This is a genomic window from Pedobacter sp. ok626 (genome assembly GCF_900100435.1).
Classification (GTDB): domain Bacteria; phylum Bacteroidota; class Bacteroidia; order Sphingobacteriales; family Sphingobacteriaceae; genus Pedobacter.
The window spans coordinates 61,595-85,637 of the sequence record NZ_FNEX01000019.1; the positions used below are offsets into that span (position 1 = coordinate 61,595).

Consider the following 24,043-nt stretch of genomic DNA (forward strand, 5'->3'; position numbering starts at 1 on the left):
AAAAATATTATGTATCAGATTTTAAAAAGCGCACATTCAGGTTGGCGTTACCTGGTTTTAATTTTATTGGTAGTGGCAATTATTCAGGCATTGTCTGGATGGCTTGGCAAAAAACCATATACGGAAGGAAATAGAAAAGTAAACCTTTTCACTTTAATATCTGCACACATTCAACTTTTAATGGGCCTAATTCTGTATTTTATGAATGATTGGTATAAAATAGATAGTTCTGTAGCTGTAGGTCGTTATTGGAAAATGGAGCACATAGGAATGATGATTTTTGCTATTATTTTAATCACTGTTGGAAACGCAAGATCTAAGAAAGGAACCGATGCAACGGTAAAACACCGTTCAGTTGCACTTTATTTTGGCCTTGCCCTGGTCATCATTGTGGCAGCAATTATAGCAATGGTGAATGCAGATCCTTCACGCTCATTCTTTGGTGTTTCATAAAAATTACAATTTTAATTTTGCTTTGTAAGATTTATTTATATTTTTGTGACATATGATTAACAATATACATACTTGGCAATGGCGTAGCACTCTAAAAAAGAGTCTAGTCGTATCCTTGTGTACCTTATAGTTTATCAACCTAAACCAAACCACATTGAAACCCGACGTAGACCACACGTCGGGTTTTTTGTGTTTAAGGTTTTTTGTTCAAGTGTTTTTCGTTCTCCTGAATTCGTCATACCGGCGCAGGCAGGTATCAGGAGCTCAGAAGACAAGGGACAATAAATGCTGAAAATTAGAACGTTAAAAGAATATTAAAGAAAAAGTTAACATGAAGACTAATTATATAATTAACACAACTTCGAAGAAAAGACTTGCAGATACGACCACTCCGGTGAGTATTTATTTGCGGTTGAGAGATGTGTTCCCAAATACGATCTTGTTGGAAAGTTCGGACTATCACAGTCGTTCAAATTCAGTGAGTTATGTTTGTGCCGAGCCAGTAGCCGGTATTTCATTACAGAATGATTTGTTGTCCATTTATTTTCCGGACGGCCGTAAAGAAGAAAAGAAGGATTTTGTACTGGCCGAAGAAATTGATGCTTTTAAAGCAGAGTTTAAACCAGGAGTAGTTGAAGATAACAGATATATTTCAAGCGGATTGTTTGGATATTTCACTTGGAATGCCGTACAGCATTTTGAAGACATTAAGTTCAGTGCGAAAACGCCGAAAGATCAGGAAATTCCAGTAATGCAATACCACATTTACAGGTATATCATTGCTATTGATCACTTTAAAAATGAGATTACCTTGTTTAAGAATACTTTTAATGGGGATGATAACGACGATCTGGAAAAGATCGAATACATTATTCAGAACAAGAACTTCCCTGAGTATAGTTTCAAGATTGATGGCGAAGAACAGTCGAATTTGACTAACGAGGGCTTTATGGACATCGTGGAGAAAATGAAGAAACACATTTTGAGAGGCGATGTATTCCAGATTGTGCCTTCCAGAGCATATAATCAAGGTTTCTTGGGAGATGAATTCAACGTGTATCGTTGTTTGAGGTCGATTAATCCTTCACCTTATCTATTCTATTTTGATTATGGAAGCTTTAAACTATTTGGTTCGTCTCCTGAAGCGCAAATTACGATAAAGGACAATGTGGCTAATATTTTCCCTATTGCAGGTACTTTTAAACGTACTGGAAATGATGAGGAAGACGCTGAATTGGCCAAAAAGCTAGAGCAAGATCCCAAAGAAAGTGCTGAGCATGTAATGCTGGTAGATTTGGCAAGAAACGATTTGAGCAGACATTGTAATGGTGTCGAGGTGAAATCGTTCAAAGAAGTACAGTACTATTCTCACTTGATCCACCTGGTGTCTAAAGTGAGTGGCAACCTGCAGTCTGATGTTTCTGCATTTAAGGTTGTTGCAGATACTTATCCGGCAGGAACGCTAAGTGGAGCACCTAAATATAGGGCTATGCAATTGATTGATGAATACGAAGGTTTGGGCCGTAATTTTTATGCTGGAGCAATAGGTTATATGGGCTTTAACGATCAATTTAATCATGCCATCATGATCAGAACCTTTATGAGTAAGAATAACCAGTTGCATTACAGGGCAGGGGCAGGTATCGTGGCCGATTCTGTTGCCGTAAATGAACTAAATGAAGTAAATAATAAAATTGCCGCCCTGCGTAAAGCAATACAGATGGCTACAGATATTTAAGAAAATGGATAAGAGCATACAAAATAAGGTATTGGTTATCGATAACTACGACTCCTTTACCTATAATTTAGTCCACCTGGTGAATGAATTGGACAGAGAAGTGGTGGTATGGAGAAATGATAAATTTGATTTGGCGGATGTAGATCAATTCGATAAGATTATTTTATCACCAGGCCCCGGAATACCCGAAGAAGCTGGTTTGCTACTGGATGTAATTAAGACTTATGCAGCAACTAAAAGTATTTTTGGTGTTTGCTTAGGGCAGCAAGCTATTGCACAGGCTTTTGGAGGGACTTTGTTAAATCTAGGAAGGCCAATGCATGGAATTGCCACGCCGATTACGGTGTTGGATAAAACGGAATTGCTTTTTAAGGATTGTCCGGAGATTATAAATGTAGGTCGTTACCACTCTTGGGTAGTGAACAACGAGGGCTTGCCTGATTGTCTTACGGTAACAGCAACCGATGCTGATGCGGAGATTATGGCTTTGCGTCATAAGGAATTAGATGTGCGTGGCGTTCAATTTCACCCAGAAAGCGTGCTGACAGAGTATGGAAAACAAATGATGAAAAACTGGTTAGAATTTTAGATATGACTATTTTAGATAAAATTGTACTGCGTAAAAAAGAAGAAGTGGCTGCGGCAAAGCAAGCTGTTTCTGTTAAAAAGTTAGAAGCTAGCTTACATTTTAACCGCAATCCGTATGTGTTTAAGGATTTTTTACTAGATAAAAATCGGACCGGGATTATTGCCGAGTTTAAGCGGAGGTCGCCATCTAAAGGGATCATTAATGATCAGGTAAGGGTAGAAGACGTTACCCAGGCTTATGCTGCTGCGGGCGCTTCAGCGCTTTCAGTACTGACAGATATAGATTTCTTTGGTGGACATACCAATGATTTGCTGGCGGCAAGAGCTGCCAATGAAATCCCAGTTTTGAGAAAGGATTTTATGATTGATGAATACCAGATCCTGGAGGCAAAAGCTTTGGGTGCCGATCTCATTTTATTGATTGCCGCAATTTTGAACCCTTCAGAGATTAAAAATCTATCTGCATTGGCGAAGAGTCTGGGCTTAAATGTACTCCTTGAAGTGCACAATCAAGAAGAATTGCAGCGTAGTATTTGTAAAGATTTGGATGCGATTGGGGTGAATAACCGTAATCTGGCTGATTTTACAGTGAATATTCAAACTTCTTTTGATTTGGTAAATCAGATACCTAATGAGTTTATGAAGATCTCGGAGAGTGCCATCAGTGCCCCAGAAACCATTAAGGAGCTTAGGACCGCCGGGTTTCATGGTTTCCTGATAGGAGAGAACTTTATGAAAACAAGTAATCCAGGTTTGGCTATGCAAGACTTCGCGCGACAGCTGATCTCGGTATAACTTTTGTATCTTTGTACTTTAAGCATGGGAAAACAGAAATATTACGATACAGCACTTAAACAAGAACGAGCCGTACTTGTAGGAGTGATCAGGCCTGGTGAAAAGCCTGAGGAAACAAGAGAGTACCTGGATGAGCTGGCCTTTTTGGTAGATACAGCTGGTGGTGTGGTGGTGCATGAATTTACCCAAAAAATGCTGAAACCAGACCGCGCAACTTTTGTAGGTACGGGTAAGCTAGAGGAAATAGCGGCTTATGTAAAATCAGAAGAAATTGATATGGTTGTGTTTGACGACGAACTTTCGCCATCGCAACTTAAAAATATAGAAAGAGAGCTGCAGGTTAAAGTATTAGACCGAAGCAACCTTATTTTGGATATTTTTGCTGGTAGAGCACAAACTGCTCAGGCGAAAACGCAGGTAGAATTAGCGCAATTACAATATCTATTACCTCGTTTAACCCGGTTATGGACTCACCTTGAGCGCCAAAAGGGTGGTATTGGTATGCGTGGACCGGGTGAAACTCAGATTGAGAGTGACAGAAGGATGATTCTTGAAAAGATCGCCCTTTTGAAAAGTCGCCTGAAGTTGATCGATAAGCAGAACGAAACACAACGTAAAAACCGTACAGAATTGATTCGTGTTGCCTTGGTTGGTTATACCAATGTGGGTAAATCGACCATCATGAATATGCTGTCGAAATCAGAAGTGTTTGCAGAGAATAAGCTTTTTGCTACGCTGGATACAACAGTGCGTAAGGTGGTGATCGAAAACGTGCCATTCTTGTTGTCTGACACCGTTGGATTTATCCGGAAATTACCGCATCACCTTGTGGAGTGTTTTAAATCGACTCTGGATGAAGTTCGCGAAGCGGATATTTTAATTCATGTGGTGGATGTTTCGCATCCCAATTTCGAAGATCAGATCAATGTAGTGAATGAAACATTGAAAGATCTTGGTGCCAGGGATAAGGAAACCATTATGGTATTTAATAAAATTGATGCCTATGTGAGCCCTCAGCCCGATCATGAAGATGAAGAACCGCAGGTGCTTACACTGGAAGATTTTAAAAAGAGCTGGATGGGAGCTGAGAATACACCATCCCTATTTATTTCTGCCCTGCACAAAGAGAATTTAGAAGAATTTAGACAGTTATTGTATGATAAAGTTCGTGTTTTACACACAGAGCGCTATCCTTATGATAAGTTGTTATATTAATAGAAGAAAGGAACCATTATGGAAAGTAAACGTCAACAGAAATTTGCCGGGTTATTACAAGAAGAGTTAGCTGCAATTTTTCAGCGTGAAGGAGCGGCATATTTGCCAAATACATTGGTTACCATTACCAAGGTGCGGGTGTCTCCGGATCTTGCTGTTGCAAAGGTTTATTTAAGCTTTTTAAATACAAATAACACCAGTTTATCTGTCGCTGAAGTTAACTCCCATGCGGGAGAGATCAGGTATAAACTAGGGGGAAGGATTCGTCACCAGGCTCGTGTAATTCCAACGCTTACTTTCTTTGTAGATGATACAAATGAGTACGTTGAACATATGGATAAGTTGTTTGATAAAATCTCCAAAGAACGTAAAGAGAGCGGTAACGAAGAGGAATAATATAATCGTCCCGTTTTAATTTGCTTTGATTAAAAAAGCGTAAATTAGAATATGACAAGGATTCTTTTAGCATTTTTTGTTCTATCAGCGTTTACCTTAAAAGCCCAGCCTGTAATCAAAGGGGGGCTTGAAAAGTTTGTTACGGCCAACAACATCTATCCACGCTATTCCTTACACAACTGTATTCAGGGGACGGTAATCATTAGCTTTAAGGTAAATAAAGGTGGAGAAGTCTATGAATCAAAAGTGAGTTCTGGCATTGGTACTGATCTGGATGACGAAGCCTTAAGGCTGATCAGAATGAGCAGTGGTAAATGGATTGTACCTCAGGATCACGATACAACCGTATCTCTTATTGCACCGATAAAATTTAACCTTTCCGGTTACGATTGCGATCAAAAGAGACCAGAAGATATTAAAAGGGCAATTATTGCCTACAAAACAAGCGAAGATCTTACCAATAGCATCCAGAATTTTTATAAAAACAAAGAAAAGGGAACTTACAGGGAAGATGAAGAACCAAGGTTTGTTGCTTTAAAGGAGGAGCTAGGCTATGACGATGCGTATTTTAAGGAACGGATATCGGATGGACTTAAAAAGATAAAACAGAAAGATAAACAAGGAGCTTGTGAAGATTTTCTTTTTGTAAAGTATATGGGATCGAATCTGGCAAATGAAATGCTGGAAAAGTATTGTAAATGACCGTAATTCCTTTTGTTAGGTAATGATACTGATCGCGTCTTCAATAATATAGGCCTTAACGCCAGTTACTTTTCCAATATATTCTCCGTCTACTTGAAAATGAACCCTGCGTGTTGTTTTAATGGTCAGGCTTTGAGTCTGAAAAGATTCGATGTTTTTTGGATTGAAAGGCAGGTTGGTAAATCTGAGTTTTAAGATTTCCATGACTGAGTATTTCTTAACAAGAATGATTTCGAAAAGATCATCTTCTAGCTTTCCTTCTGGGTTAATTTTCACACCGGTCCCGTACATGGTTGCATTTGCAATTACCACCATTGCTGCTTGCGATCGAATAATTTGATCTCTTATCTTAAACTCCACATACATTTTGTTGTGTCTCCATAGAGCCGTCCAGGCGGCCTTTGCATATCCAAGCATGCCGCGATGCGATATATTGTCGAACTTTTTAACGAGGTATGCATTAAATCCAATATCTGCAAGGTGTATACACAGCTCCCCATTTACCATTGTCGCATGAATCTTTCTGGGCCTGCCGTTCACAGCAACGTTTAATGCTTCATTAATCTCTAATGGTATGCCAAGTTCTCTGGCCATGCCATTGGCAGATCCCGTAGGAATTATTCCAATAGGTGTATCTGTTTGAAGTAAACACTCTGAAACCATTTTCAGGGTCCCATCTCCACCAACAGCAATCACCCGGTCGGCTTTTGATTTATGAATGGCGACCTTAATTTTTTCCAACGAACAGTTTTTAGGCAATTCGTATAACTCAAAATGATGGGGGCTATCTGCAAAGTATGCTGTTACAAGGTCATTGAAATTTATTTCACCAACTCCGGAACCGGGATTTACAATAAATAGTAATTTTAGTTTCGAAGTTTTTTTATCCATCAGTTAAATACTTAATATAACAAACAACTGCTACTGTAACCTGTTTTTAATTAATAATGAATAAATCTGTTAATGTTATAGTATATCACGGTTATGGGCATACGCACAATTTGGTTGTGTACGGACATGTTTTTCGTTTCAAAGCTAAAAACAGGCAAGTTTATAGTGATAACCTATTTACAAACATCATTCATCTGATAAAGCTTTTTATACTTAAACCTTATCCTTTTATAAAAGTTAGGTTACAATTTTACGGCCAAACAGTTTACGGACATACAGAATATGATGGTTTCTTTAGATTTGAGTGGAAGGCGGATAACGAGGTAGCTGCCGGATGGCATGGTGTTAAGGTGGCCGCTCTAGATCAAAATGATGTGGTTCTTGCCGAAGACGATGGACTAGTTTATGTTCCTCATATTACTCAATTTGCCTTTATTTCGGATATCGATGATACAATAATGGTTTCTCATTCTGCTACACTTGGCCGCAGGCTCAGAGAATTGTTTATTAAAAATCCCAGAACCAGAAAAACATTTGCAGATACGCGAACACTTTATAATAAACTAGCTCTATCTCATACAGATCCGGGACACCCCAATCCTTTTTTTTATGTATCGAGTAGTGAATGGAACTTGTACGATTACCTTGTTGAGACTTTTAGATTTAACGGTTTGCCCGAAGGCACTTTTTTGCTAAATCAGATTAAAAGATGGAGAGATTTGGTAAAAACAGGCAAAACCGGACATGAGGGGAAGCTGATAAGGGTTATGCGTATTTTGGATGCTTTTCCCAATCAGAAGTTTGTTTTTTTTGGTGACAATAGCCAACAGGATCCGCACATCTACACTACTATTGCAAGTAAATACCCGGAAAAAATAGTAGCCATATATATTCGGAATATTCGTAAAGAGAAGGAAGTGGAGACTAGAAGTCTCCTGGATGAAATTGAGAAGGCTCAAGGGATTAAAACCTGCTTGTTCGACAATAGTCTTGACGCCATTGAATATGCAGTGAAGACCGGGCTTATTTCGACTTAGCGATTTAACTAATCGATTTGCCAAAAGGCGTAAAAGCAAGGTTCATCAATTTGAAATGTTGTCTGCCAAAAGGTATCCCAATAATTGTGATACAGAAGAGTAATCCGAAAACTAAATGGGTAAGTGCAATCCAGAAGCCACCAAAAACGATCCAGATCAGATTCATAATGGTAGACAGGCAGCCTGTATTTGAGGAGGTGTCGGTTATTTTAACGCCAAAAGGAGCAAGGCCTACAAATGCAAATTTGAAACACTGTATTCCAAAGGGGATACCGATAATCGTTAGACAAAGTATTAAGCCGCCAATTATGTATTCAAAGAATATAAATATGCCGCCAAAAACTATCCAGATAATATTGCCAATTAAGTTCATTTTATTTTTTAAATTAAGATGAAATAGGGTAAAGTTAGTTACAGCGCTTAATATTTTTTTGACTATTATAAATTGGGACTATAGACATCATGTTTTTAGTATGTAATATTGCGTATGGTTTTTAGGTTAGATGATAACGAAATTGTGTTCCCAAGGCCCGAATTGGCAGATCCAGATGGATTATTGGCAATAGGCGGTGATCTAAGGGTTGAAAGACTTGTGCTGGCCTACAAGAATGGGATTTTTCCCTGGTTTAGTGAGGGTGATCCAATTTGTTGGTATGCACCAATGGAGCGCTGTGTTATTTTTCCAGGAAATGTAGTAATTAGCAAAAGCATGTCCAAAGTGCTTAAATCCGATATATTTAAGATTACTTACAATCAATCCTTCAAAGAAGTGATAGAAAATTGTGCTAAAATTGGTAGAAAAGATCAGGATGGCACATGGATAACCCAGCAAATGCAGAAAGCCTATATCGAATTGCACAGACGTGGGCATGCCCATAGTGTAGAGGTATGGCAGAATGAGGTACTGGTAGGGGGCTTATATGGTGTTCAGGTGAATCAGATCTTCTGTGGAGAAAGTATGTTTAGCAAAGTTAGCAACGCCTCCAAATGTGCCCTGATCTGGCTTTGCCAGAGCAAGGATTTTAAGATGATAGATTGTCAGCTGCCCAATGATCATTTGATGAGCCTGGGCGCTGAAATGATTAGCAATGCCGCGTATGCCGATTGCTTAAAAGCTATTTAAGCAGCTCGCTAATGTCATCTTTAGTTAACGACTTGAAGAAGCTTTCTTCTGTGGTAATTAAGGAGCTGGCGAGCCTCTTTTTGCGATTCTGAAGCGCAAGGATCTTTTCTTCTACAGTGTCTTTTGCAATGAACTTATAGATAAATACTTTTTTGTCCTGCCCAATTCTATGTGTACGGTCAATGGCCTGTTGTTCAACCGCAGGATTCCACCAAGGGTCAAGGATAAATACATAATCAGCTTGAGTTAAGTTTAAACCAACCCCGCCTGCTTTTATGGAGATTAGAAATACTTTTAATTCTGTGTTCTGCTGAAATTCAGCTACAATTTCTCCGCGGTTTTTAGTTGCTCCATCAAGGTAAGCAAATGGGATTTTCTCATCCTCAAGGTATTGTTTGAAGATAACTAGGTGCTTTACAAACTGTGAGAAAATGAGGACCTTATGTCCACCTTTAAGCACATTGTCGAGGGTATGTACCACATTTTCGAATTTGCCGGAGTCGGAAGTGTAGTTGTGATCAATCATTACAGGATGATTGGCAAGCTGTCGCAAGGCCGTGAGTCCTTGTAAGAGTTGTACCTGTTTTTTTGCATACGTTCCGTCGTCCATGCTATTCAGCAGGTCGTTTCTATAGGCCGACTTGGTTTTCTCGTAATATGCGGCTTGATCCTCACTCATGTTACAGTAAAAGATCTGTTCGGTTTTTGAAGGCAGCTCGGCAGCCACTTGTTCCTTTGTTCTGCGCAATACAAAAGGCTTAATGATGGCCTGTAGTTTTCGGGCTTTATCCTCGTCTTTTCTCTTTTCAATGGCCTGTACATATTCTTCATTGAAGAAAGCCTGAGTGCCCAATAATCCGGGATTTAAAAATGTTAACTGTGTCCAGAGGTCGCTTACTGAGTTTTCGACAGGTGTACCGCTAAGGATTAATTTATGTCTTGACTTGAGTGCCCTTACCGCCTTGAAAGATTTAGAGGTGGGGTTTTTTATGTTCTGACTCTCATCCAATATGATATAACTGAAATAAAATTCTTTAAGTACGTCTATATCTACCCGCGTAATACCATAGGTGGTAATGATGATATCGAAATCGGAGAAGCGGCCAACATCTTTGTTCCTGGCGGTTCCTATATGCGCATGAATCTTCAGCTTAGGTGTAAATTTCTTTGCCTCATTAAGCCAGTTGTATATCAACGATGTTGGCATAACGATTAAGGAAGTGCTGTGTTTGGATTGCTCCTGATCTTCCTCCTTTAATTTTTGCAACATGGCCAAAGTTTGGATGGTTTTACCCAAACCCATATCGTCGGCCAAACATCCTCCAAAATTATACTCCCTTAAAAAGCTAAACCAATTGTAACCTGCTTTTTGGTAACCGCGCAAATCACCTTTAAAATGAACAGGCATCTGCGTATCAGTTATGTTTTCAAAATCATTTAGTTTTTGAAGCTTCCGACTTAAAGTGATATTCGCTAAACTGTCCTCGGCTAGTTCATTGATCAGGCCGATATGGTGCTTTTTAAGTTTAAGTGCTTTTCCTCCATCAGACAGGCTAAATAGACTGCCATACTGGGTAAACCACTTATCAGGTATGATGGCAATTGATCCATCAGGTAACAAGAACTCTCTTTTTTTATGAAGAATATGTTGTTTTAAGGCAATAAATGGAATGGGGTGACTGCCGAAATAAACAATCGCATTGATGTCAAACCAGTCATTATCCTCTTTGATGTCAAAACTGATCTTATTTGTGGCGAATAAAAAGCGTTTAGTCCCTTTATGCTGTTCTATTTCAAAACCCTCCTGACTGAGCTGCTCCATGTGCTCATTAACCCAATTGATTACGGCATAAGAGGGATCTTCTTCCTGGTCCACGGGAGCTTCCAGATGATGGAATAGTGCGCTTGTTTTCTTTAGACCAAGAGCAAGCAGGAAATTGAATTTTTGCTTTTCCCAGGTCACATCCCTTTTGATACGGGTGAAAATATAGTTGTCGCCATCTTTATGTAGGTGTACAGTTACTTTCTTTTCATTTCCCATGGCGAAGGTATGCTCACCATATTTAAAGTGCAATTGTAATTGAGAAACGCCTGCATCCACATAAATTACTTTAATGATGGGAGTAGGCTCGTATTTTTCTGTTTTAATATCAAAGCCTTCAGCATATACATGATACTTCTCTATTAATGGCGCTACAAATTTACCAAAATAGGCGTCTTCAGTAGATTTTGGAATAGTAATGAATCTTTTATTTAAAAAAGGCATTAATTTCTTGCCTTCAATATCCTGCTCAAAAAAATAAAGCATCTCGTTTAGCAGTAACCAGGAAGGCTGATTGCTAATTACCTGGGCCTCTTTAAACATAAAGTCAATGCGTAAGCCTTGATATTTTATGGTAGGGAAATAACGGGTCTCAACTTCATTTCTTCTGAAGTGAAATAAAACTGTTGCCGGTTCTGTGGCAATTTCGATTTTCCTTTCCGCTGGCCATCCATCTTTATCCATTAGGTATAACGAACCTTCGGACTTTAAGATCTCTAAGACCTCAGATAGCTTTTTTTCAATCTTAGGGCGTACACTCTCGTAAAACTTGTCGTTAAAAAACTTACTAAAGAATTCAACAGGCCTGATGGCTTTCTTGTGAAACTTCTTAATGATGGAGTCCTGTTCAGTTTCATCCAGTATTTTAATCAGCTTAAGGTCTGTATCGGTAAGGTGTTTGATGAATTCTTTCGCTGTGTGCGAAAAAACACGCTGATAGGTTAACGAAAAGTCCCCTTGTGGGTTTAATTGGACAATATGTGGCTCGATTAGATAGCCCAAATACGCATGTTTACATATAGAGTATACAATTTTGCAGGGTTTGGAGCTATCAACACGTAACATTGGCGAAAAATTAAAACAATCAGGAGGTAAGCATTTAAAAATCTCTAAACTTACATCAAATTGAAATGCTTTCAAATAAAAAGACGGAATTATTAGCTGTTTTTTATTTCAGTTCGTCGAAAAAAAAGGGCTGTTGGTCGGGTATTACATTGATGTTGCCTAAAAGCAAAAAAAAGGCTGTAACGTTTCTCCGTTTTGGGAGACTTATATGTAAACAAATTAAAAAAACTTAATAGCCAAAAAATATGAAAACTTTAGCAAAAACATTATTCGCCTCAGCTTTAACACTAATCGTTTTAGCCACATCAGCTTTCAGTTCATCAGCAACTGAAAATAGTATTAATCCTGCAGCATCGATAGACTTCAATAAAGTGATCGTTACCGGGAACGCAAGAGTTGTATTGATTCAGTCAGACAAGCCGCATGTAATGATGCCTGAAAACTACAATAAAGAAAATACCACTATCGTTCAAAAAGCCGACAAGTTGTATATTACTTCAACAGAAAAAGATATGATTGATATTGTAGTTTACGTAAAAGATCTACAACGGATTGATGCCTGCCAAAAAGCAATTGTAAACACCAGAGGTAAATTTACATCTAAGGTGCTTCAGGTATTTTTAAAAGATAAAGCCAGCGCCTATGTAAATGGTAATATCGCGAGCTTGTATACTTCAGTAAAAGATAATTCTTCACTCCGCTTAAAAGGAACATCAAAAAACCACACGCTAACTAAAGGAAACGTAGCTAAATTAAAAATGGATCAATTTGCAGCATTAAAAACTACAGTTACAACAGCGGATGGCGAGGTTTTAGCAACAGACTATTCAATCCAGATTCCAAGAGACACAGTACTTGCTGACAATAAAACGAAATAAAGCCAGACGTAAAAATCATACTATACACAAAACGGCCAGAGGATATATTCTTCTGGCCGTTTTGTGTATATGCCTGATTGTACTACAGATCAAATTTAATTCCCTGAGCCAAAGGCAAAGTATTGGAGTAATTTATGGTATTGGTTTGTCTGCGCATGTAAGCCTTCCATGCATCAGAACCACTTTCTCTACCGCCACCTGTTTCCTTCTCGCCACCAAATGCGCCACCAATTTCCGCTCCCGATGTTCCAATATTTACATTGGCGATTCCGCAATCAGAACCAGCTACAGATAGGAACTGTTCGGCTTCACGCAGGTTTAAGGTCATAATTGCAGACGATAATCCCTGGGGAACACCATTTTGCAAGGCAATGGCCTGATCTAGTGTTTTATATTTGATGAGATAGAGGATCGGCGCAAAGGTTTCTTCCTGAACAATCTCGTAATGGTTTTCTACTTCTGCTACGCAAGGTTTTACATAACAACCCGATTCATATGGGGTGCCAGTCAATACGCCACCTTCTACTATAAATTTAGCACCTTCTTTTTTGCCTTTTTCGATAGCATGGGTATACATGTCTACCGCTGCGGTATCAATTAGCGGCCCCACATGGTTGTGTTGATCTAACGGATCGCCAATGCGTAACTGCCCGTATGCTTTGGTTAGTTTATTTTTAAAGTCTGCATAAATATCCTCATGGATAATCAATCGTCTGGTAGATGTGCAGCGCTGTCCAGCTGTACCTACCGCTCCAAAAACAGCCCCAATGATGGACATGTCTATGTCCGCATCTTTAGAAATGATAATAGCATTGTTGCCACCCAATTCCAGAATACTTCTTCCAAATCTGCCAGCGACTGCTGATGAAACTACACGGCCGATACGGGTAGAGCCAGTAAAAGAAACGAGTGGAACACGTTTATCATTGTTGATCAAGTCTCCAATTGCATTTCCAATCAGCAAATTACTGATGCCTTCCGGCATATCGTTGTTTTTAAGTACAGTTGCGATAATATGTTGACAGGCAACTCCACATAGCGGCGTTTTTGACGAAGGTTTCCAAATGCAAACATTACCACATACCCATGCCAAAGCCGTATTCCAGCTCCATACAGCAACAGGGAAATTAAATGCAGATATAATCCCCACTATTCCCATAGGGTGCCATTGTTCATACATACGGTGGTTAGGTCGCTCGGAATGCATGGTTAAACCATAAAGCTGACGAGAAAGACCAACGGCAAAATCACAGATGTCAATCATTTCCTGAACCTCACCAAAGCCTTCCTGTAAACTTTTCCCCATTTCACAGGATACCAATGTGCCAAGGTCTTGCTTGTGCAAGCGCAATGCGTCACCAAACTGGCGTACAATGTCGCCTCTTTTTGGAGCTGGTAAACCTCGCCAGAAAAGAAATGCTTCCTCTGCCTTTTTTACTACAGTTTCATAATCTTCAGCAGTAGCCAATTGTACGCTGGCGATCTTTTTTCCATCAACAGGAGAAAGGCTATCTATCGTTTTTGCGCTTGCCGAGGCACCCCAGTTGCTGCCAGTGCTAAAGGCCGGATTTAAGTCAAGGACGCCTAAATTTTTTAAAACGGTACTGATATTATTTTGCATATCGTAAATGGTTAGGTATACAAATCAACAAAAAAATAATGGAAGGCTGGTAAGGGGAGCCCCTAAATGAGTTTCGTGACCTGAATTTTACCTGATTTCAGATAATGTTGCGTTCTTTTGTAAAATAATTCTGATCAGGGACCGCTCGCATTATTAATATAATCAGTCACTTAACCATTGGGTTGTGTGTATGTTGAAAATTATTTCGCTTATCCCAGCTATAATAGTTGTAAACTTATGATGTATTTAACAAAAAGGGATCTGTTCTTTAATTATTCAATACATGGAAGAGGAATTTTACTTTGATTTTAGTGATGATGCCCAACGATCAGTTGAGCGTTACGAGGAGATGATACGCAATCAGGATCAGTATTTTTTTGATGCCCAGGCTTTTGAGAATATTATTGATTACTATATTGAGAAGAGCGACCCTGTAAAAGCGTTGCAGGTTATAGAATACGCGGTGAATCAACACCCCTATGCTGCGGTTTTTCTGGTTAAACAAGCACAATTACTGTTTATAACGGATCAAACGGAACGCGCATTTTTATCCCTTCAAAAAGCAGAAATGCTGGAAGCTTCGGAAGCAGAGATCTACATTTTAAGAGGAAACATCTATAACAGCCTGGAAAGATATTCGGAAGCGCTGGAGAACTTTCAGATCGCATTGGGCTTTGCAGAAACAACCGATGAAATTCTTTTGCAGATTGCCTACGTGTATCAAAACATGTTGGACTATGAAAGTGCCATTGTATACATTAAACAAAGCTTAGAGCAAAATATGGAAAACAAGGACGGTTTGTATGAACTGGCTTTTTGTTACGATATTTTGGATAAGCAGGAAGAGAGCATCAAGTTTTATCAGGAATATATCGATAACGACCCATATTCTTATGCGGCATGGTATAACCTTGCTAACTCCTTTCATAAATTAGATTTGTTTGAGAAAGCTATTGATGCTTACGATTATGCCATCTTAATAAAAGATAACTTTGCCTCTGCCTACTACAATAAGGGCAATGCACTGGTTCAGTTGGACCGTTATACAGAAGCCATTGAAGTTTATATACAGACTTTTGAATATGAACCACCTAATGCGGATACGTATTGTGCGATTGGGGAATGCTACGAGAAGTTAGAAAAGATGGACGAAGCCAGGTCATACTATAAGAAATCTGTGAAAATGGATCCTAAGATGGCTGATGCATGGTTTGGAATAGGTGTTACGCTGAATTTTGAGGAACGTTATTTTGAGTCCTTACATTTTTATAGAAAAGCGCTTGAGCTGGATGGCGAAAACCCGGATTTTTGGTTTGCTATGGCTGATGCGCACTATAAACTTGGCCAGATAGATGAATCTGTTGCAGCTTATTACAAAGTACTTGAATATAATCCGGTAGATGTAGAGGCATGGTTGGATTTTTCGACCGTATTGTATGAGCAAGGGAAGTTATTGGAAGCATCTGAAACTATTTTAGATGCCATAAAAAACAATCCTGATGCTGCCGAACTATATTACCGCATGGTGGCCTATTTATTTGCCCTTGGGAAAAAGAATGAAGCGCTATCATACCTCGAAACAGCCTTGATTACCGATCCTGAAAAGCATTATATTTTATTTGAATACTTGCCGCAATTGCAGGATAACAGCTCAATTATCGAGGTTATCAATAGGTATATTAAATAGTACTGTGCCTTTTATTAGATAGTATTGATGAAAACTGTCTATTTTTTTTTCACCTTTGTGACCTATATGAATTACCAATTGAATAACATACCGGAGCGTCCTGTTAAACCACGTAATAAAGGAATTACAATGGTTATGGATAAAGGTTTAAGCTTAAGACAGACAGAAGATTTTATAGAGGTTGCTGGAACACATACTGATATTGTGAAGCTTGGATGGGCTACCTCCTTCGTTACCCCTAATTTAAAAGAGAAACTTCAAATTTATAAAGATGCGGGCATTCCAACCTATTTTGGAGGTACGCTTTTTGAAGCTTTTGTGATACGTGACCAGTTTGATGATTATCGTCGTGTGCTGGATCAATTTGGTATGGAGTACGCCGAGGTTTCGGACGGCTCTATTACGATTGAACATGATTTAAAATGCGAATTTATCCAAAAACTAGCTCAACAGGTTACTGTGATTTCTGAAGTAGGCTCTAAAGATGCAACCAAGATATTTGCTCCATATAAATGGATCAAATTGATGAATGCGGAGATTGAAGCTGGATCATGGAAAGTAATTGCTGAAGCAAGAGAAGGTGGCAACGTTGGCATTTACAGAGGCTCGGGAGAAGTTCGTGAAGGCTTGGTAGATGAGATTTTAACACAAATACCTGAAGAAACGATTATCTGGGAAGCGCCACAAAAAGAACAACAAGTTTGGTTTATCAAATTGCTGGGCGCCAATGTAAATATTGGTAATATTGCACCTGCAGAAGTTATTCCTTTGGAAACAATACGTCTTGGACTAAGAGGTGATACTTTTGATCATTTTTTGAACCTGGGAAAGTAGTTCCCTAAACTCCGCTACAATAATAAATGAGAAAATTTGGTTTAATAGGTTACCCTTTATCACACTCTTTTTCGAAGAAGTTTTTTGGGGATAAATTTAGGGAAGAACAAATCGCAGATTGTGAATATGAACTATACCCTATACCGGAAATCGGACTCTTTTCTAACCTGATCAATGGAGATCAGGCTATTTGTGGCATCAATGTAACCATACCTTATAAGGTCCAGGTATTGCCATTCTTAAATGAAATGGATGAGGCGTCAACCGAAATAGGAGCTGTAAACTGCATTTCAATTCAAAGAACTGAAGATGGGCAATGGCTTAAGGGCTATAATACCGATGCCTATGGTTTTGAAGAATCCCTAAAGCCTTTACTGGAGCCTCATCACCAAAAAGCATTAATCTTTGGCGATGGTGGAGCGGCGAAAGCAGTGAAGTATGTATTAAAAAAATTGAATATTTCCTTTTTGGTTGTGACCAGGAAGCCTGCGGAAGGCTGCATCCTATATGATGCAGTTGATGAAAAACTGCTTCAGGAATATACCGTACTGGTGAATACAACACCACTGGGGATGTCGCCAAATGCAGATACTTATCCGGATATTCCTTATGCTTGTCTAACTGATAAACATGTTGCATACGATCTGGTTTATAATCCTGAAGAAACCTTATTTTTAAAACAAGTAAGGGAACGAGGTGGAAAAACAAAAAACGGCCTTGAAATGTTGCATCTACAGGCGATACGCTCCTGGGAGATTTGGAATCCATAAAATGAAAAAGTATTGTTTTATACTTATGTTCGCTTGTTTAGTGGTGTTTTCTGCTTGTCATAACAACAGCTATACCCCTAAGCCAAGAGGATATTTTAAGATAGATTTTCCGGTTAAGGCTTACCAAAACTACAATAAGGATTGTCCCTTTTCATTTGACTACCCAAAATATGCCAATTTATTTGCGGATAGCAGTACCGATACTCAGCCATGCTGGTATAACCTTAGCTTCCCTCAATTTAATGGTCGGCTACATTTAACCTATTACGATATCTCCTCAAAAAAGGAGTACGAAAATTTAGTAGAAGATGCCCGTACATTTGCTTTTAAGCATACCGTGAAGGCTAATGCCATCGAGCAAAAATTGATTAATTACCCCGAAAGGAAGGTTTATGGCGTCTATTATGCTATAGACGGGAACACCGCTTCCTCGGTGCAGTTCTTTTTAACAGATAGTGTAAAGCACTATTTCAGGGGGGCGTTGTATTTTAATGAAAGACCTCAGTATGATTCAATTCAGCCAGTGGTTAACTTTATTAAAAAAGATATTGATCGGATGATCAGTACATTTAAATGGAAAAATTAATATTAAATAAGCAATAATGATAAGTATTAAACAATTCACCTTTAACCCTGTAAGGGAAAACACATACATCCTGTTTGATGAAACCGGTGAGTGTGCAATCATTGATCCGGGAATGTACGATGCAGAAGAGCAAAATGCAGTGGTGAACTTTATTAAGGAACAGAAACTTAAGCCTGTACTGTTACTAAATACACACTGTCATTATGATCATGTGTTTGGTAATAAGTTTGTTTACGACAACTGGGGTTTAAAGCCGCAATTTCATAGCGGCGAACTATATGTGTTGCATGCCATCCCAGGATATGTGCCTCAGATGGGCCTACATTACGAACTTTCGCCTGAGCCAGAAGTGTTTTTGGGAGAAAGTGGAAAGGTAAACTTTGGCAATAGCCAGCTGGAAATCATCTTTGCACCGGGACATTCTCCCGCGCATTTATGTTTTTATGCCGCTGCTGATAACTTTTTAATTGGTGGAGATGTGTTGTTTTATTCCAGTATTGGTCGAACAGACCTTCCTGGAGGTAACCATTCACAATTAATCAATAGTATCAAAAATAACTTGTTTATATTGCCAGATGATTGCGAGGTTTACCCAGGACATGGTCAATCTACAACTATAGGTTTTGAGAAACGACACAATCCATTTTTGCAATAAGTATTAGCCATTAAGTATTGAATACACCGTTTTACATAGCACGCAGGTATCTTTTTGCAAAAAAATCTACCAATGCCATAAACATCATCTCCGCAATTTCGGCGGTGGGTGTTTTTGTGGGTAGCGCAGCTTTGATCATTATATTGTCGGTGTTTAATGGCTTTGAGCAGGTGGTGTTAAAAATGTTCAATACCATTACGCCGGAGCTTGTTATCTCCCCCGTTCAAGGCAAAACATTTGATCCCAATACGGCGTATTTTAATGAGTTAAAAAAGGAAAAGGAGATTTATTCTTATACTGAAGTATTGTCGGAAAATGCCTTGCTAAGGTATAATGACAAGCAGTCAGTAGGCCTGGTTAAAGGTGTGAGCCCGGATTATTTAAAGAATAAGAGCCTGGACAGCATTACGATTGATGGAGTGTTTAAGTTAGAGAACAAGAGCTTGAATTATGCAGTTATTGGTTCAGCAATTCAGACTTACCTAATGGTAAATACCACTGATCCCTTTAATCCACTTCAGGTGTTTTCTCCCAAAAAGAAAAGCAATCAGAGCGGCTCCATTAATCCTGCTGATGACTTTACCATCCTTTCTATCCCCGTTTCCGGTGTTTTTGAAGTCCAGCAAGATTTCGATAATGTCGCTATTGTTCCCTTAAGGTTTGCAAGAAGGTTGCTTGAAGAGCCTGTGAAAATTTCCTCTATTGAAATTAATTTGCATCAAGGAATCAAGCCAGATGAATTCAAAGCTCACATTGAAGAGAAAATTGGAAAAGACTTTGAAGTAAAAAATAGAATACAACAAAATAAAGTGCTGTATAATATTTTAGGGAGCGAGAAATGGGCTGTTTACATTATCCTGACCTTTATATTGATCATTGCTATATTTAACATCATTGGCTCGTTAACCATGCTTGTTATAGATAAATTAAAGGATATTGCCATCCTGAGTAGTTTGGGAGCAGGAAAGAGCCTAATCAAACGTATTTTCCTTTTTGAAGGAATGATGATTACCATGGCTGGCTGCATCTCCGGCTTAATTGTAGGCTTAATCTTCTGCCTGCTGCAGCAAAAGTTGGGGTTAGTAAAAATGTCCCAAGACAATTTGATTATTACCAGTGCTTACCCAGTTGCTTTAAAATGGAAAGATTTTTTGCTAGTATTTATAACAGTAACTGTTTTTTCTTTTATGGCATCAGCTTTGTCATCTAACTTGAGTGTCAAGAAGGTAAACCATTTAAATCAAGATCTTTAAAATCATGAATATATTTAAACGTCCACTATTTTTATTATTAGCAATTGCCATTGCGATTGTTGCTTGTAATCCTAAGCCTGGCGAGGTTCAAGAGAATGTCACACGTACGATGAAAGGCTTGTATAGTTACGGGCCAGAAATAAAATCTTTCACAAACTGTGAAGACGGCAACGAATACTGGGTTGCCGATAGTTCTAAAACCCTTGAGTTGGCTTATAACAATCTTGGTTTTGAAAAACCTTATGAACCAGTTTATGTAGAAGTAGAGTGCCACGCCATTAAGTCAGACAGCCTGAATATGTCTGCTGATTATGATTCGACCTTGGTGGTGACCAAATTGCTAAAGATTACAAAAGAGATCCCTGACGGCCCTTGTAATTAAGGGATCAGGTAGATGTTTTGTTTGATGGGGGCAATTAAACCTCTGTCCTGAGCCATTGTAAACAATATATCAATGGCTTTACGTCCTTCTTTACCCAATTCAATGCTATATTGATTTACATAGAGCTCGATGTGTTTATACATCACCTCTTCGCTCATTTCTTGCGCGTGTTGCTTGATGAATTCAAGTCCGGATTTTGGATTGGCAAAAGCAAACTCTACCGATTTTTTAATCAATCTGTTTACCTTTTCTTTGGTTTCCTGATCCAGACTTCTGTTCACCACAATTCCGCCTAAAGGGATAGCGCATCCTGTGAGTTGCTCCCAATAGCTGCCCAGGTCGACGATTTTATGTAATCCTTTTTCAGTGTAGGTGAATCGGTTTTCGTGAATAATTAGTCCCAGATCAATCTTGTCTTCCAGCAAAGAAGTTTCTATGTCTGAGAAAACCATTTCCTGTTTATTTGTTAAATGGGGGAATGCAATACCCAATAAGAAATTCGCAGTGGTATATTTACCGGGGATGCCAACTTTATAATTGGGATTTAATTGCTCCTGCTGCGCGACCAGTTTTTCATCATGGCAAATCAGTAGTGGCCCCACACCGAAACCAAGTGCGCTACCCGAATCCAGCAGTGCATATTGCTCATGAACATAAGCAAAAGCATGAAAACTAAGTTTTGTGATATCCAGCTCGCTTTTAAGCGCTTTTTGATTCAATGTTTCCACATCATCAAAAAAGACTTCAAATTCTAAGCCTTCAGTATCAATTTTATGATGGATCAGGGCATCAAAAATAAAAGTATCATTAGGACAGGGGGAAAAGCCTAGACTTAGTTTCATCCTGTAAAGGTAAGGACTAACGGAAAATCATTGGTTATGTATTTGTCAAAAATCCTATAGCCCATTCGTTAAGGTTCTTTATGGCCAGGCCAATCTGCCATTTTTCCTTATTTCGTGGTTCAACATAGTTGGATATGCTGCGGACCTGAAGGCAGGGTAAAGATTCCTTTTCACAAGCATAAATCACAGCGGCACCTTCCATGCTTTCTACGGTAGCTGCGCTTTGCTTCGTCACCTTAAGAATGCTGTTCGCTTCGCCATGTACTTTGTTTACGGTTATGCCATGTACTTTTTGCAGTTTTTCTACACCATCATGCAGCAAATTGTTTATGGCGTTGTACCGGGATTTGCCAAAACCCAATTCGTCGATGCTCAAAAAATCGGCTCCATTTTCGGCGCCCAGTTCCGAAAACTCATCTGTGGTCACATTTACCACGGTTCCTAATGGGATGTTGCGGTCAAAAGCGCCCGCAATACCCAGGTTTACAACTAATTTGTAATGATTCGAAAGGTGCTTGCCCAGCGCAAAAGCAGTTGCGGTCATGCCAACACCTGTAACCAAAATGTCAAAGTCTTTCGTTCGCACAAAATCCTGATCCGGTAAATGGAAGTGTGTGGCTAGTAAAGCTATTTCTGCCCTTGTTGCGGCAACCAAAAGAATCTTCATGATAGCTAAGTTAGATATTTAACCTTTCTACTTTAACCTTTCTGCGTATATTTGTCGATAATACTTAACAGATAATGATTTATATAACCAGAAAAGCATCATTTAACGCAGCACATAAATTATCCAGACCAGATTGGACTGAAGATAAGAATACTGAAGTTTATGGCAAATGTGCCAATCCAAACTGGCATGGTCATAACTACCAATTGTATGTAACCGTTAAAGGTGAAATCAATCCGGAAACAGGTTTTTTGGTAGACTTGAAATGGCTTAAGGACATCACCAACACTTATGTGGTTGATAAAATTGATCATAAAAACCTAAACCTTGATGTTGATTTTATGAAGGACAAATTGGCTTCGACAGAAAATCTGGCTATCGCCATCTGGGAACAATTGGTAGACCTGATCGCTGAATCCGGCGCGCAGTTACATAGCATAAAAATTTACGAGACTGAAAACAACTTTGTTGAATACTTAGGTCAATAACTGCATATAATGAACAATATAAATCGTTTCGAGGAGGAAGAAGAAAGCGGGTACATTAAAATCGACCGTTATAACGAAGGTAAAATAGCTGCAGTTGCAGATCACTATAAGGATATTTTAGGTCAACTGGGTGAAGACCCAAGCCGCGAAGGTTTGGTGAAAACACCTGAGCGTGTAGCTAAGGCCTTACAATTTCTTACCCATGGTTATGACCTTGACCCGGCAGAAATATTGCGCTCAGCAATGTTTAAAGAAGATTACAGTCAAATGGTAGTTGTTAAGGATATAGAGGTTTTCTCTATGTGCGAACACCACATGCTTCCTTTTTTTGGAAAAGCCCATATTGCCTATATTCCAAATGGCCATATTGTTGGCTTAAGCAAAATACCTCGTATTGTTGATGCCTTTGCAAGGCGGTTACAGGTACAGGAGCGTTTAACAAACGAAATCAGAGACTGTATACAAGATACTTTAATGCCTGCAGGTGTTGCAGTTGTTATTGAATGTAAACACCTATGTATGGCAATGAGAGGAATACAGAAACAAAATTCTGTAACCACCACTTCAGCTTTTACCGGTGAATTTGCAAAAGATAAAACCAGAGCAGAGTTTTTGCGATTAATTACTGCTAACCTCCATTAAAAGAGATTAAAACAAACATAAAAAATAAATGAAAGCATATATATTTCCAGGCCAGGGCGCTCAGTTTTCGGGCATGGGTAAAGAACTCTACGAAAACGAAGTTGCAAAAGCCTTATTTGAGCAAGCCAATGAAATTATCGGTTTCCGCATTAGCGATATCATGTTCTCTGGCAGCGATGAAGAGTTGAAGCAAACTAAAGTTACCCAACCTGCGATATTTCTACATTCTGTAATTCTTGCTAAAACATTAGGTGATGCTTTTAAGCCGGATATGGTAGCTGGACATTCATTAGGTGAATTCTCCGCCCTTGTTGCGGCTAACGCACTATCTTTCGAAGATGGACTTAGATTGGTGATCACTCGTGCAAATGCGATGCAAAAAGCTTGTGAATTAGAGCCTTCAACAATGGCGGCTATTCTTGGATTGGCAGATGAGATCGTTGAAAATGTATGTAAAGAGATTCCTGAAGTAGTTGTAGCGGCTAATTATAACTGCCCGGGACAAATCGTTATTTCCGGAAGTATTGAAGGGGTAGATATTGCCTGTCAAAAATTAACTGAAGCAGGAGCAAAACGTGCATTGAAACTTAATGTTGGTGGCGCTTTCCATTCTCCATTAATGGAGCCAGCGCGTCTGGAACTTCAGGAAGCGATAGAAAAAGTAACTGTACTTCCTCCAGTGTGTCCTATTTATCAGAATGTAGATCCGGTTCCAAACGTTGATCCTCAAAAAATAAAAAATAACTTGATTACGCAATTAACTGGCGCAGTGAAGTGGACACAGACGATTGAGCGTATGCTTGCTGATGGTGCTGATGAATTTGTAGAAGTTGGCCCGGGAAATGTATTACAGGGACTAGTTAAAAAAGTAAATAGAGCCGTGCAGACCAGTTCTGCTTCAGCTTAGTGAGCT

At 39.0% G+C, this 24,043-nt stretch carries 26 protein-coding genes; 20 read left to right on the forward strand and 6 right to left on the reverse strand.

Features of this window, described 5'->3' with window-relative positions; genetic code table 11:
* The first annotated feature begins 9 nt into the window (after positions 1-9).
* The 7 genes from BLS35_RS22745 to BLS35_RS22775 all read left to right on the forward strand — a co-directional run bounded on the left by BLS35_RS22745 (position 10) and on the right by BLS35_RS22775 (position 5,887).
* Complete coding sequence (locus BLS35_RS22745; RefSeq protein WP_090785725.1) at positions 10-453, forward strand: cytochrome B; 444 nt, start codon at positions 10-12, stop codon at positions 451-453.
* Positions 454-784: 331 nt separating this feature from the next.
* Entirely contained in the window at positions 785-2,191 is a 1,407-nt protein-coding gene (locus tag BLS35_RS22750; protein ID WP_090785726.1) for an anthranilate synthase component I family protein, read from the forward strand.
* Positions 2,192-2,195: 4 nt separating this feature from the next.
* Positions 2,196-2,780, forward strand: coding sequence for an anthranilate synthase component II (locus tag BLS35_RS22755; RefSeq protein WP_175459626.1), 585 nt, complete (start codon positions 2,196-2,198; stop codon positions 2,778-2,780).
* 2 nt (positions 2,781-2,782) lie between these two features.
* The gene (gene trpC / locus BLS35_RS22760; RefSeq protein ID WP_090785727.1) at positions 2,783-3,574 is read left to right on the forward strand and encodes an indole-3-glycerol phosphate synthase TrpC; all 792 of its coding nucleotides are present in this window, start codon (positions 2,783-2,785) and stop codon (positions 3,572-3,574) included.
* 24 nt (positions 3,575-3,598) lie between these two features.
* Positions 3,599-4,789 (forward strand): GTPase HflX, encoded by a 1,191-nt coding sequence (gene hflX, locus BLS35_RS22765; RefSeq protein ID WP_090785728.1) that lies wholly within the window; start codon positions 3,599-3,601, stop codon positions 4,787-4,789.
* Between the two features lie 18 nt (positions 4,790-4,807).
* Positions 4,808-5,185: a 30S ribosome-binding factor RbfA gene (gene rbfA / locus BLS35_RS22770; protein ID WP_090785729.1), complete on the forward strand. Its 378-nt coding sequence runs from the start codon at positions 4,808-4,810 to the stop codon at positions 5,183-5,185.
* 51 nt (positions 5,186-5,236) lie between these two features.
* Positions 5,237-5,887 (forward strand): TonB family protein, encoded by a 651-nt coding sequence (locus tag BLS35_RS22775; protein ID WP_090785730.1) that lies wholly within the window; start codon positions 5,237-5,239, stop codon positions 5,885-5,887.
* A gap of 15 nt (positions 5,888-5,902) precedes the next feature.
* Here BLS35_RS22775 and BLS35_RS22780 read toward each other — a convergent pair whose 3' ends face one another.
* Positions 5,903-6,778 carry a diacylglycerol/lipid kinase family protein gene (locus BLS35_RS22780; protein WP_090785731.1) on the reverse strand — a complete coding sequence of 292 codons (876 nt, stop codon included), beginning with the start codon at positions 6,776-6,778 and terminating at the stop codon, positions 5,903-5,905.
* A gap of 56 nt (positions 6,779-6,834) precedes the next feature.
* Here BLS35_RS22780 and BLS35_RS22785 point away from each other — a divergent pair, with 56 nt between their 5' ends.
* Complete coding sequence (locus tag BLS35_RS22785; protein ID WP_090785732.1) at positions 6,835-7,815, forward strand: App1 family protein; 981 nt, start codon at positions 6,835-6,837, stop codon at positions 7,813-7,815.
* Between the two features lie 4 nt (positions 7,816-7,819).
* Here BLS35_RS22785 and BLS35_RS22790 read toward each other — a convergent pair whose 3' ends face one another.
* Entirely contained in the window at positions 7,820-8,188 is a 369-nt protein-coding gene (locus tag BLS35_RS22790) for a YccF domain-containing protein (protein ID WP_090785733.1), read from the reverse strand.
* A gap of 114 nt (positions 8,189-8,302) precedes the next feature.
* On the opposite strand from BLS35_RS22790, the gene aat reads away from it, so the two are divergent.
* A complete protein-coding gene (gene aat, locus BLS35_RS22795; RefSeq protein ID WP_090785734.1) occupies positions 8,303-8,938 on the forward strand; it encodes a leucyl/phenylalanyl-tRNA--protein transferase in 636 nt (211 codons plus the stop codon).
* Here aat and BLS35_RS22800 read toward each other — a convergent pair.
* Positions 8,931-11,825, reverse strand: a complete 2,895-nt coding sequence (locus BLS35_RS22800; protein ID WP_090785798.1) for a DEAD/DEAH box helicase — start codon at positions 11,823-11,825, stop codon at positions 8,931-8,933. The genes aat and BLS35_RS22800 overlap by 8 nt on opposite strands.
* Before the next feature lie 245 nt (positions 11,826-12,070).
* On the opposite strand from BLS35_RS22800, the gene BLS35_RS22805 reads away from it, so the two are divergent.
* The gene (locus BLS35_RS22805; RefSeq protein ID WP_090785735.1) at positions 12,071-12,703 is read left to right on the forward strand and encodes a GIN domain-containing protein; all 633 of its coding nucleotides are present in this window, start codon (positions 12,071-12,073) and stop codon (positions 12,701-12,703) included.
* Positions 12,704-12,785: 82 nt separating this feature from the next.
* Here BLS35_RS22805 and BLS35_RS22810 read toward each other — a convergent pair whose 3' ends face one another.
* Positions 12,786-14,324, reverse strand: coding sequence for an L-piperidine-6-carboxylate dehydrogenase (locus tag BLS35_RS22810; protein ID WP_090785736.1), 1,539 nt, complete (start codon positions 14,322-14,324; stop codon positions 12,786-12,788).
* Between the two features lie 283 nt (positions 14,325-14,607).
* On the opposite strand from BLS35_RS22810, the gene BLS35_RS22815 reads away from it, so the two are divergent.
* The 7 genes from BLS35_RS22815 to BLS35_RS22845 all read left to right on the forward strand — a co-directional run bounded on the left by BLS35_RS22815 (position 14,608) and on the right by BLS35_RS22845 (position 20,491).
* On the forward strand, positions 14,608-16,011 hold the full coding sequence (locus BLS35_RS22815; protein ID WP_090785737.1) for a tetratricopeptide repeat protein: 1,404 nt from the start codon (positions 14,608-14,610) through the stop codon (positions 16,009-16,011).
* 66 nt (positions 16,012-16,077) lie between these two features.
* A complete protein-coding gene (locus tag BLS35_RS22820) occupies positions 16,078-16,845 on the forward strand; it encodes a phosphosulfolactate synthase (protein WP_090785800.1) in 768 nt (255 codons plus the stop codon).
* 26 nt (positions 16,846-16,871) lie between these two features.
* Entirely contained in the window at positions 16,872-17,615 is a 744-nt protein-coding gene (locus BLS35_RS22825; protein WP_090785738.1) for a shikimate dehydrogenase family protein, read from the forward strand.
* A gap of 1 nt (position 17,616) precedes the next feature.
* A complete protein-coding gene (gene gldD / locus BLS35_RS22830) occupies positions 17,617-18,201 on the forward strand; it encodes a gliding motility lipoprotein GldD (protein ID WP_090785739.1) in 585 nt (194 codons plus the stop codon).
* 16 nt (positions 18,202-18,217) lie between these two features.
* Positions 18,218-18,856 (forward strand): MBL fold metallo-hydrolase, encoded by a 639-nt coding sequence (locus tag BLS35_RS22835; RefSeq protein ID WP_090785740.1) that lies wholly within the window; start codon positions 18,218-18,220, stop codon positions 18,854-18,856.
* Between the two features lie 17 nt (positions 18,857-18,873).
* On the forward strand, positions 18,874-20,109 hold the full coding sequence (locus tag BLS35_RS22840; RefSeq protein WP_090785741.1) for an ABC transporter permease: 1,236 nt from the start codon (positions 18,874-18,876) through the stop codon (positions 20,107-20,109).
* Between the two features lie 4 nt (positions 20,110-20,113).
* Positions 20,114-20,491, forward strand: a complete 378-nt coding sequence (locus BLS35_RS22845) for a hypothetical protein (RefSeq protein WP_090785742.1) — start codon at positions 20,114-20,116, stop codon at positions 20,489-20,491.
* Here BLS35_RS22845 and BLS35_RS22850 read toward each other — a convergent pair.
* Together BLS35_RS22850 and mqnB are read right to left on the reverse strand one after the other, a co-directional pair.
* Positions 20,488-21,333, reverse strand: a complete 846-nt coding sequence (locus BLS35_RS22850; RefSeq protein WP_090785743.1) for a menaquinone biosynthesis family protein — start codon at positions 21,331-21,333, stop codon at positions 20,488-20,490. The genes BLS35_RS22845 and BLS35_RS22850 overlap by 4 nt on opposite strands.
* Positions 21,334-21,367: 34 nt before the next feature.
* Positions 21,368-22,000, reverse strand: a complete 633-nt coding sequence (gene mqnB / locus BLS35_RS22855) for a futalosine hydrolase (protein WP_090785744.1) — start codon at positions 21,998-22,000, stop codon at positions 21,368-21,370.
* 74 nt (positions 22,001-22,074) lie between these two features.
* Here mqnB and BLS35_RS22860 point away from each other — a divergent pair, with 74 nt between their 5' ends.
* Genes BLS35_RS22860 through fabD form a run of 3 tightly spaced genes read left to right on the forward strand, consistent with a single transcriptional unit; the run spans position 22,075 to position 24,037 of the window.
* Complete coding sequence (locus BLS35_RS22860) at positions 22,075-22,488, forward strand: 6-pyruvoyl trahydropterin synthase family protein (protein ID WP_090785745.1); 414 nt, start codon at positions 22,075-22,077, stop codon at positions 22,486-22,488.
* Between the two features lie 9 nt (positions 22,489-22,497).
* Entirely contained in the window at positions 22,498-23,130 is a 633-nt protein-coding gene (folE, locus tag BLS35_RS22865) for a GTP cyclohydrolase I FolE (RefSeq protein WP_090785746.1), read from the forward strand.
* A 28-nt stretch (positions 23,131-23,158) separates the two neighbouring features.
* Positions 23,159-24,037, forward strand: coding sequence for an ACP S-malonyltransferase (fabD, locus tag BLS35_RS22870; RefSeq protein WP_090785747.1), 879 nt, complete (start codon positions 23,159-23,161; stop codon positions 24,035-24,037).
* Positions 24,038-24,043: the final 6 nt, after the last annotated feature.

What these genes read in the sequence shown, in the direction of transcription:
- BLS35_RS22835 (WP_090785740.1), top strand. Translation starts at nt 18,218, where the DNA reads ATGATAAGTATTAAACAATTCACCTTTAACCCTGTAAGGGAAAACACA.
- BLS35_RS22850 (WP_090785743.1), bottom strand. Translation starts at nt 21,333, where the DNA reads ATGAAACTAAGTCTAGGCTTTTCCCCCTGTCCTAATGATACTTTTATT.
- BLS35_RS22780 (WP_090785731.1), bottom strand. Translation starts at nt 6,778, where the DNA reads ATGGATAAAAAAACTTCGAAACTAAAATTACTATTTATTGTAAATCCC.
- trpC (WP_090785727.1), top strand. Translation starts at nt 2,783, where the DNA reads ATGACTATTTTAGATAAAATTGTACTGCGTAAAAAAGAAGAAGTGGCT.
- BLS35_RS22785 (WP_090785732.1), top strand. Translation starts at nt 6,835, where the DNA reads ATGAATAAATCTGTTAATGTTATAGTATATCACGGTTATGGGCATACG.
- BLS35_RS22790 (WP_090785733.1), bottom strand. Translation starts at nt 8,188, where the DNA reads ATGAACTTAATTGGCAATATTATCTGGATAGTTTTTGGCGGCATATTT.
- mqnB (WP_090785744.1), bottom strand. Translation starts at nt 22,000, where the DNA reads ATGAAGATTCTTTTGGTTGCCGCAACAAGGGCAGAAATAGCTTTACTA.
- aat (WP_090785734.1), top strand. Translation starts at nt 8,303, where the DNA reads ATGGTTTTTAGGTTAGATGATAACGAAATTGTGTTCCCAAGGCCCGAA.
- gldD (WP_090785739.1), top strand. Translation starts at nt 17,617, where the DNA reads ATGAAAAAGTATTGTTTTATACTTATGTTCGCTTGTTTAGTGGTGTTT.
- BLS35_RS22810 (WP_090785736.1), bottom strand. Translation starts at nt 14,324, where the DNA reads ATGCAAAATAATATCAGTACCGTTTTAAAAAATTTAGGCGTCCTTGAC.
- BLS35_RS22800 (WP_090785798.1), bottom strand. Translation starts at nt 11,825, where the DNA reads ATGTTACGTGTTGATAGCTCCAAACCCTGCAAAATTGTATACTCTATA.
- rbfA (WP_090785729.1), top strand. Translation starts at nt 4,808, where the DNA reads ATGGAAAGTAAACGTCAACAGAAATTTGCCGGGTTATTACAAGAAGAG.
- BLS35_RS22845 (WP_090785742.1), top strand. Translation starts at nt 20,114, where the DNA reads ATGAATATATTTAAACGTCCACTATTTTTATTATTAGCAATTGCCATT.
- BLS35_RS22750 (WP_090785726.1), top strand. Translation starts at nt 785, where the DNA reads ATGAAGACTAATTATATAATTAACACAACTTCGAAGAAAAGACTTGCA.
- BLS35_RS22815 (WP_090785737.1), top strand. Translation starts at nt 14,608, where the DNA reads ATGGAAGAGGAATTTTACTTTGATTTTAGTGATGATGCCCAACGATCA.
- BLS35_RS22820 (WP_090785800.1), top strand. Translation starts at nt 16,078, where the DNA reads ATGAATTACCAATTGAATAACATACCGGAGCGTCCTGTTAAACCACGT.
- folE (WP_090785746.1), top strand. Translation starts at nt 22,498, where the DNA reads ATGAACAATATAAATCGTTTCGAGGAGGAAGAAGAAAGCGGGTACATT.
- fabD (WP_090785747.1), top strand. Translation starts at nt 23,159, where the DNA reads ATGAAAGCATATATATTTCCAGGCCAGGGCGCTCAGTTTTCGGGCATG.
- hflX (WP_090785728.1), top strand. Translation starts at nt 3,599, where the DNA reads ATGGGAAAACAGAAATATTACGATACAGCACTTAAACAAGAACGAGCC.
- BLS35_RS22805 (WP_090785735.1), top strand. Translation starts at nt 12,071, where the DNA reads ATGAAAACTTTAGCAAAAACATTATTCGCCTCAGCTTTAACACTAATC.
- BLS35_RS22755 (WP_175459626.1), top strand. Translation starts at nt 2,196, where the DNA reads ATGGATAAGAGCATACAAAATAAGGTATTGGTTATCGATAACTACGAC.
- BLS35_RS22825 (WP_090785738.1), top strand. Translation starts at nt 16,872, where the DNA reads ATGAGAAAATTTGGTTTAATAGGTTACCCTTTATCACACTCTTTTTCG.
- BLS35_RS22775 (WP_090785730.1), top strand. Translation starts at nt 5,237, where the DNA reads ATGACAAGGATTCTTTTAGCATTTTTTGTTCTATCAGCGTTTACCTTA.
- BLS35_RS22745 (WP_090785725.1), top strand. Translation starts at nt 10, where the DNA reads ATGTATCAGATTTTAAAAAGCGCACATTCAGGTTGGCGTTACCTGGTT.
- BLS35_RS22860 (WP_090785745.1), top strand. Translation starts at nt 22,075, where the DNA reads ATGATTTATATAACCAGAAAAGCATCATTTAACGCAGCACATAAATTA.